The organism is Kitasatospora sp. NPDC057518, assembly GCF_042802075.1.
GTDB lineage: Bacteria > Actinomycetota > Actinomycetes > Streptomycetales > Streptomycetaceae > Kitasatospora.
Genome location: NZ_JBHVEU010000438.1, coordinates 1 through 7,516 on the forward strand (window position 1 = coordinate 1; position 7,516 = coordinate 7,516).

The 7,516-nt window shown below is 72.8% G+C and carries 8 protein-coding genes; 6 read left to right on the forward strand and 2 right to left on the reverse strand.

The window, feature by feature from the left end; translation table 11 throughout:
* Positions 1–108: 108 nt before the first annotated feature.
* Positions 109–1,047, reverse strand: a complete 939-nt coding sequence (locus tag ACFU7Z_RS32355; RefSeq protein ID WP_380781414.1) for an SGNH/GDSL hydrolase family protein — start codon at positions 1,045–1,047, stop codon at positions 109–111.
* Positions 1,048–1,415: 368 nt separating this feature from the next.
* On the opposite strand from ACFU7Z_RS32355, the gene ACFU7Z_RS32360 reads away from it, so the two are divergent.
* The 3 genes from ACFU7Z_RS32360 to ACFU7Z_RS32370 all read left to right on the forward strand — a co-directional run bounded on the left by ACFU7Z_RS32360 (position 1,416) and on the right by ACFU7Z_RS32370 (position 3,788).
* Entirely contained in the window at positions 1,416–3,071 is a 1,656-nt protein-coding gene (locus ACFU7Z_RS32360) for an FAD-binding dehydrogenase (RefSeq protein ID WP_380781416.1), read from the forward strand.
* A 148-nt stretch (positions 3,072–3,219) separates the two neighbouring features.
* Positions 3,220–3,501 carry a hypothetical protein gene (locus ACFU7Z_RS32365; protein WP_375873880.1) on the forward strand — a complete coding sequence of 94 codons (282 nt, stop codon included), beginning with the start codon at positions 3,220–3,222 and terminating at the stop codon, positions 3,499–3,501.
* Entirely contained in the window at positions 3,498–3,788 is a 291-nt protein-coding gene (locus ACFU7Z_RS32370) for a hypothetical protein (RefSeq protein ID WP_380781418.1), read from the forward strand. Before ACFU7Z_RS32365 ends, ACFU7Z_RS32370 begins: the two co-directional genes overlap by 4 nt.
* A 104-nt stretch (positions 3,789–3,892) precedes the next feature.
* On the opposite strand, the gene lepB is transcribed toward ACFU7Z_RS32370, so the two are convergent.
* Positions 3,893–4,519 (reverse strand): signal peptidase I, encoded by a 627-nt coding sequence (gene lepB, locus ACFU7Z_RS32375; protein ID WP_380781420.1) that lies wholly within the window; start codon positions 4,517–4,519, stop codon positions 3,893–3,895.
* Between the two features lie 192 nt (positions 4,520–4,711).
* Here lepB and ACFU7Z_RS32380 point away from each other — a divergent pair, with 192 nt between their 5' ends.
* The 3 genes from ACFU7Z_RS32380 (at position 4,712) to ACFU7Z_RS32390 (ending at position 7,440) form a co-directional block, all read left to right on the forward strand.
* On the forward strand, positions 4,712–5,128 hold the full coding sequence (locus tag ACFU7Z_RS32380) for a hypothetical protein (protein ID WP_049652764.1): 417 nt from the start codon (positions 4,712–4,714) through the stop codon (positions 5,126–5,128).
* Between the two features lie 187 nt (positions 5,129–5,315).
* Complete coding sequence (locus ACFU7Z_RS32385) at positions 5,316–5,570, forward strand: hypothetical protein (protein WP_049652766.1); 255 nt, start codon at positions 5,316–5,318, stop codon at positions 5,568–5,570.
* A gap of 202 nt (positions 5,571–5,772) precedes the next feature.
* Positions 5,773–7,440 carry a metallophosphoesterase family protein gene (locus ACFU7Z_RS32390; RefSeq protein ID WP_079272061.1) on the forward strand — a complete coding sequence of 556 codons (1,668 nt, stop codon included), beginning with the start codon at positions 5,773–5,775 and terminating at the stop codon, positions 7,438–7,440.
* Positions 7,441–7,516 lie beyond the last annotated feature (76 nt).

A 7,516-nucleotide genomic window follows, 5' to 3' on the forward strand; every position in this document is an offset into this window, starting at 1 on the left:
GGGCCGGTGACGGGTATGTGGTCACCGGCCCCTCGGGGCTTTTCCGGCGGCACCGCTCCCCGCGCCGCCCCGGCACCGTCTCCGGCGCCGCGGTGGCGCGCCCCGCCGCTACTTCAGCGCGGCGAGCACCGCCTGCGCCATCACCTGCTCGCCGGTCGCGTTCGGGTGGAACGGCACGGCGGGCGAGCCGGGCAGCGCGCCCTCGATCCAGCGGTCGTCCGAGCAGACGTCGTGCCCGAGGGTCGGCGTGGCGGTGTCCACGTAGGTCGCGCCGTTCGCGGCCGCGGTGGCCTTCAGAGCGGCGTTCAGCTTGTCGAGCACCCCGTGCATGTACTCGACGTCGCCCGGGGTGACGGGCTGGCGCAGCACGCAGGTCGAGCCGTCGGCGGGCAGCACGGACGGGTAGCCGACCAGCAGCACCCGGGCCCCGGGCGCCTTGGTGTGGATGCGCTTGAGGGTGTCGGTCAGCTGCGGGGTGATGGTGGTGCGGATCCGCTCGGCGAGGTCGTCGGTGCCGTACTGCCAGGACATGGTGCTCCAGTCCCAGTGGCCGTGGTGGTAGACGTCCTTGCAGGGCGTGCCGAACGGGTTGACGACGGCGCCGGCGATGCAGGTGGCGACCAGTTCGCCGAGGCCGAGGTCGCTGGCGGCGAGGTCGTTGCCGCCGATCCCGAGGGTGACCAGGTCGGTGTCGGCGGTGACCGCGTCCAGCTGCGGGTCGTTGACCCGGATGAAGGCGTCGTACTGGGGCTGCGTCATCGCCTTGATCTTGGCCGCGGCGCAGGTGACGTCGGTGTACCGGCCGGCCTTGAGGGCGCCGGCGACCAGGTGGCCGTAGTTGCGGTCGGAGCGCAGGCACAGGCCGGCCGACTGGCCCGGCACTCCGGCGCCGGCGGCGTAGGAGTCGCCGAGCGCCACGTAGTGCCGGGGCGCCTGGGTGGCGGCCTGGGCGGTGGTGGAGGTGAGCGCGAGCGCGGCGCCGAGGGCGACGGCGGCGAGGGCGGTGGAATTCCGGAGGTGCCGGGATTTCCGGGCAGGACGGAGCACGGTTCCTCCTGGGGGAGAGAAACGACGGGTGGGGGTTCGTGCGGAGCCGGACTACGGCTACTCGCAGGTAAGTTACTGCCGTGTTTCCCGGACGTCCATGGTTCGCGCGGAAATCGCCGACATTCCGTCAGATGTGGTCGAACGGTGTCGAACGGCATTTCGCATTTCGCTCCACCGGGTATCGCTCGGCAATCACGCGGGTATCGCCCGGCCGTCGACGGCAATTCCGAAACGGCGTGGAGCGGAATTCACGGCGGCGGTTGTTACCCGCCGGTTGACCGGACGTCACCGCAGGCCGCAGTATCGGGCGCACAGCGACGGCGCGTCCCGGGCGCGCCGCCACCGCGAGCCGCCACGGAGGACTGCGCATGGCCCTGGACGCCGACGTCATCGTCATCGGGGCGGGCCTCGCGGGCCTCGCCGCCACCGCCGAACTCGCCGACGCCGGACGGAAGGTGATCCTGCTCGACCAGGAGCCCGCGGCCTCCCTCGGCGGCCAGGCGCACTGGTCCTTCGGCGGGCTCTTCCTGGTCGACTCGCCCGAGCAGCGCCGGATGCGGATCCACGACTCGCACGCCCTCGCCCGGCAGGACTGGTTCGGCACGGCCGGCTTCGACCGCCCCGAGGACGCCTGGCCGCGCCGCTGGGCCGAGGCGTACGTGGACTTCGCGGCGGGCGAGAAGCGCTCCTGGCTGCACGGCATGGGAGTGCGGTTCTTCCCGGTGGTCGGCTGGGCCGAGCGCGGCGGTCAACTCGCCGACGGGCCGGGCAACTCGGTGCCGCGCTTCCACATCACCTGGGGCACCGGACCGGGACTGCTCGCGCCCTTCGTCCGGCGGGTCCGCGCGGCCGCTGCCCGCGGTCTGGTGGACCTGCGCTTCCGGCACCGGGTCACCGGGCTGTCCGCCACCGCGGGCGCCGTCGACACCGTCACCGGCGAGGTGCTGGTGCCCAGCCCGGCGGGCCGGGGCGAGGCCAGCTCGCGCGAGGCGGCCGGCGGCTTCGAGTTGCGCGCCCAGGCCGTGATCGTCACCTCCGGCGGCATCGGCGGCAACCACGACCTGGTCCGCAAGGCCTGGCCGGCCCGGCTCGGAACCCCGCCCGCCAGGCTGCTCTCCGGGGTGCCCGCGCACGTGGACGGACTGATGCTGGACGTCGTCGGCCGGGCCGGCGGCAGCCTGATCAACGGCGACCGGATGTGGCACTACACCGAGGGCATCGAGAACTGGGACCCGATCTGGGCCCGGCACGGCATCCGCATCCTGCCCGGCCCGTCCTCGCTCTGGCTGGACGCCCGCGGCCGGCGGCTGCCCGTCCCGCTGTTCCCCGGCTTCGACACCCTCGGAACGCTCGAACACATCATGACCACCGGGTACGAGTACACCTGGTTCGTGCTCAACCAGCGCATCGTCGAGAAGGAGTTCACCCTCTCCGGCTCCGAGCAGAACCCCGACCTGACCGGGAAGTCGGTGCGCGGCGTGCTCGGACGCGCGCTGCCCGGCGCCCCCGGCCCGGTCCAGGCCCACCTGCGGCACGGACGGGACTTCGTGGTCGCCGGGAACCTCGCCGACCTCGCCCGGGGCATGAACGCCAGGACCGCCGAGCCGCTGATCGACCCGGACGAACTGCGCCGCACCGTCGAGGACCGCGACCGGCAGCTGGCCAACCCCTTCGCCAAGGACCTCCAGGTCACCGCCATCCACGGCGCCCGCCGCCACCTCGGCGACCGGCTCATCCGCACCGCCGCCCCGCACCGCATCCTCGACCCGGGCGCCGCCCCGCTGATCGCCGTCCGGCTGAACATCCTGACCCGCAAGTCGCTGGGCGGCCTGGAGACCGACCTCTCCTCCCGGGTGCTGCGCCCCGACGGCGAGGTGCTGCCCGGGGTGTACGCGGCCGGCGAGGCCGCCGGGTTCGGCGGCGGGGGCGTGCACGGGTACCGCTCGCTGGAGGGCACCTTCCTGGGCGGCTGCCTGTTCTCGGGCCGCACGGCGGGCCGGGCGGCGGCGCGGGCGGTCGGGTAGTGGTGCCCCCCGGCCCCTGTTACCGGGCCTGCGGCATGTCCCTCGGCCGGACAGGGGAGGGCCCCGGCGGTCGGAAGGCGGTACCGGACCGGCCCCTGGGGGAGGACACTGGTAGCGGTCCCGCCCGCACGAGACGTTCGGAGGAACGGTGAGCGCAGCACCCCTGCACGGTCACCACGACAGCCGCCAGCCCGTCCCCCGCACCCAGGACGGCGTGGCCGCGGCCCTGCCGCCCGCGCAGCGCATGGAGTTCTACCGGGAGATGGGCGAAGCCGACATCGAGACGATCGGCGGCGTACTGAAGCGGTGGTGGCTGCGGGCGGAGCTGTACCGCGACCCGGAGGGCGACCGGATCCACGCGGCCGTCCAGGCCGGCACCGCTCCCGGCGCCTCCGCTTCCGCGGTCCTGCGCCGGCTCGGGGCCCTGTGAGCGGCTACGACGAGTTCCCGGACGACGACGACCCGATCTCCGTCTCCCCGGCCGTGGAGGAGTTCCTCGGCGACCCTGGCACGCCGGCCGACGTGTTCTCGGCGGTGGTGGCCTTCCTGGTCGACCTGCGGGAGGATCCGTTCCCCCGCCTGAGCATGCCGGTGCCCGGTCGGCCCGGGATGCACTCGGCCCCGCTGCGCCGGGACCTCGGGCTGGTGGAGTACGCGGTGAACGAGGACGCGGACCCGCCCCGGGTCTACGTCTCCCGTGTCCTGCGAGCGGACTGACCGGCCCGCCTTCGGTGAGACCGAGGGCCGGCCGGTCGGGAACCGGCGGTCAGGGCCTGGCTGCGTAGTGCTGGTCGACCGGGCGCCGACGGGTGGCGACGGCGTCAGAAGGTGGCCGGCGGCTCCAACCCCAGGGGCCGGGCGGCCCGGCCGCGGACGGCGAAGACGATCGCCGCGATCAGGCCGATGACGGCCAGCAGCAGCCCGAGCGCGGCCACGACGAGCGCGCCGGCGAGCTTGCCGGGCAGGGCCTCGGAGTCGGCGCCGCTGTGCCACACCACCCGCTCGCCGACCTTGGCGAGGTCGACGGTGCCCTGCTGGTCGGCCAGGTTGATCCGGGAGTCGAAGGCGTCGCCGCGGACGTCCCCCATCAGGAAGGCCCGGCCCGGCGGGACGGTGACGTCGAAGTCGAGGTAGCAGGTGTGGACCTGCCGGGCCGGCGGCTCGTCGACCGGCTTCCCGTTGAGGCTGAACTGCCCGTTCACGCAGGCGATGCGGTCGCCGCCCAGGGCCATGGCCCGCTGGATGACGATGCCCTGCAGCGTCCAGGGGGAGTCGACGGCGTAGACCTCGCCGTGGCGCACGTCCGCGGGCTGGACCCGTTCGGTCCAGAGCCCGGTGCCCGACCGCAGCTCCGGCGACATCGTGTCGCCCGTCATGCGGTGGTAGCCGTAGCCGGAGCCGACCACGGCGAACCCGAGCACGGCGCACAGGACCCCGACCACCCCCACGGCCACCGATATCCATGTACCGCGGCGGCCCCTTCGCTTCGGCATCAGGCCGTCCTCCCCTTGGTGTTCGTGAGTCGTGTGGTGGCCCGTGGGCCGTGCGCATCCTAAGGGTCTGGGATGCCCGCTGGCCTGCGGGTACAGTGCGGGGGCCGGTGCGGAGCGCGCCGCCGACCACGAGGGGGAGCAGAGCCGATGAGCCGCCGAGAGCGCGACGGTGCCCGGGACCGCAAGCGGGGCGCCGGTGCCCCCGTGACCGTGACGGTCTGCCGGGGCTGCTGCTGCGGCACCGAGGCCAAGCACCCCGGGGTGGACCACGCGGGCCAGTACGAGCGGCTGCGGACGGCGGTGGGTTCGGCGGGCCGGGTCCGGGCGGTCAAGTGCCTGGACGTGTGCACCCAGTCGAACGTGGTGGTGGTCGGCCCCTCGGCGGAGGGCCGGGCGGCGGGCGGCCGGCCGGTCTGGCTGGGCTTCGTGCTGATGGACGACATGATCGACGAGATCGGCGCCTGGGTGCGCGCGGGCGGCCCGGGCCTGGCCGATCCGCCGGGGCTGCTGGACCTCCAGCTGATCTCGGTGTCCCGGCGGGTCCGCGAGGGCCTGCCGGAGTGAGGGCGAGCCTGCCGGAGTGAGGTCGGGCCCCGGCTGAGGTCGGCCGTTGGTCCTACAGGATGATCGTCGGATCATGTCTACCCGGGCCGAACCCGGGTCGGTCCGGGTGCCTTCACCACTACCATGACCGGTGGTGTCGGGCCCTTCCGGACGGCGCCGAGCCGTTTCCGCGCGAGGGAGGAAGCCGATGACGACGGTCTGCCGCATCTGCGCGGGCACCGGCCGGACCGCCGGCCTCAGCTGCCGGACCTGCCAGGGCACCGGCACCACCGAGGTGGGCGGCGGGGGCGGCAACTGCTTCCTCTGCGACGGCACCGGGGTGTACGTGCGCTACCGGGTTGACGCGACCGGCGCCAAGCACGCCTACCGGGACGAGATCTGCCGCACCTGCGACGGCACCGGCAACCGGACCGCCACCCAGTGGGACGAGCGCTCCGGCTGACCAGGCCCGAACGCTGTCCGCGCTTCCGCCGACGCCCGCTCAGGCCACGGGGCGGATGGGGGCCATGATGCGGCGTCGGAACGGTGCGGACACGGCCTTTGCCAAACCATGGTCGAACATTGGCGTTCGAATGGGCGGTACGCTGCGACCCGTTCACCCGGCGTCCGTGCGCGATCAACGCGCCGCTGGAAGAGTCCCGCGCATGGATATCCCCAACATGGGCGTGCCGGCCAAGCTTGCCGACCGCATGAGCATGGCCGAGCAGCACGAGTACCTGCGGGCCCGCTTCTCCCGCCGCCGGATGCTGCGCGCCGGTGCCGTGACCGTGGGCGCCGTCGCCGTCGGTGGCGCGCTGGGCAGCGGCACGGCCTTCGCCGCCCCGGCCGGCCCGCAGCTGCTGACCGGTGGCACGACCAGTGGCATCGACGGCTCGCTGGTCGCGCCGATCGGCCGTCACCTCCAGTTCGGCCCGGAGCCGGACACCCAGTTCCGTATCTCCTGGCAGGTCCCGGCCCCGGTCAAGAAGCCGTTCCTGCGCTTCGGCAAGACCCCGTGGGAGCTGAGCCACAAGGTCCAGGCCGAGGTCCGCGCCCTGCACACCCCGGCGCTGACCCCGAACAGCCAGCCGGTGGACCAGTACTACCTGCACGTGGCGCTGGAGGACCTGCGCCCCGACACCACCTACTACTACGGTGTCGGCCACGAGGGCTTCGACCCGGCCGCGCAGCAGCAGATCTCCACCCTGCACACCTTCCGCACCGCGCCGTCCCGCGACCACCGCTGGGGCAAGGTGTACGAGCCGTTCACCTTCACCGCCTTCGGCGACCAGGGCGTCAGCGCGCACGCGGCGGGCAACGACCACATCATCAAGGCCCAGAACCCGGCCTTCCACCTGCACGCCGGCGACATCTGCTACGCCGACCCGGCCGGTTCCGGCACCGACCCGGACAAGTCCGTCTTCAACGCGAAGACCTGGGACGACTTCCTGGTGCAGACCGAGACGGTCGCCGCCGAGATCCCGTGGATGGTCGCGTACGGCAACCACGACATCGAGGCCTGGTACTCGCCGAACGGCTACGGCGGCGAGAACGCCCGCTTCTTCCTGCCGAACAACGGCCCGGACCCGCGCCAGGTCCCCGGCGTCTACACCTTCCGCTACAAGAACGTCGGCGTCATCTCGCTGGACGCCAACGACGTCTCCTACGAGATCCCGGCCAACCTGGGCATCTCGGCGAACAAGCAGACCAAGTGGCTGGAGCGCACCCTCAAGGACCTGCGCAACGACGAGACCATCGACTTCGTCGTGGTCTTCTTCCACCACTGCGCCTTCTCCACCACCGTCGCGCACGCCTCCGAGGGCGGTGTCCGCGAGGCCTGGGTGCCGCTGTTCGAGAAGTACCGGGTGGACCTGGTCATCAACGGCCACAACCACATCTACGAGCGCACCGACGCGATCCTCGGCAACAAGGTCTCGAAGCAGGTGCCGAGCGGCGCCACCATCGAGCCGGCCAAGGACGGCGTGGTCTACGTCACCGCGGGCGCGGCCGGCCGCAGCCTGTACAAGTTCGACGTGCCGGACACCTACGAGGGGCACGAGAACCACCAGGACGAGGTCAAGACCTACTACTGGAGCAAGGGCAAGGTGAAGACCCCCGAGACCATCCAGTGGTCGCGGGTGCGCTACACCGGCTACTCCTTCATCAAGGTCGACGTCACCCCGAAGCACCTGGGCCAGAAGTCGGTCATGAAGGTCACCGCGCTGGCCGAGGACGGCACGCAGATCGACAACTACACGATCCTGCGCACGGTCGGCGAGGGCTGGGACTCGGACCGGGACGACGACGGCCAGGGCGGCGGCTGGGGCTGGTAGTCCCCGCCGGTCGCGACGGTGCCCCGGCGAGGACGACGGGGCCCGGCGGTCGTGACGGTGCCCCGGTGTCGGAGAT

Bases quoted from the DNA above. Each gene is read 5' to 3' on its own strand.
- ACFU7Z_RS32360 (WP_380781416.1), top strand. From the start codon at position 1,416: ATGGCCCTGGACGCCGACGTCATCGTCATCGGGGCGGGCCTCGCGGGC.
- ACFU7Z_RS32380 (WP_049652764.1), top strand. From the start codon at position 4,712: ATGAGCCGCCGAGAGCGCGACGGTGCCCGGGACCGCAAGCGGGGCGCC.
- ACFU7Z_RS32385 (WP_049652766.1), top strand. From the start codon at position 5,316: ATGACGACGGTCTGCCGCATCTGCGCGGGCACCGGCCGGACCGCCGGC.
- ACFU7Z_RS32390 (WP_079272061.1), top strand. From the start codon at position 5,773: ATGGATATCCCCAACATGGGCGTGCCGGCCAAGCTTGCCGACCGCATG.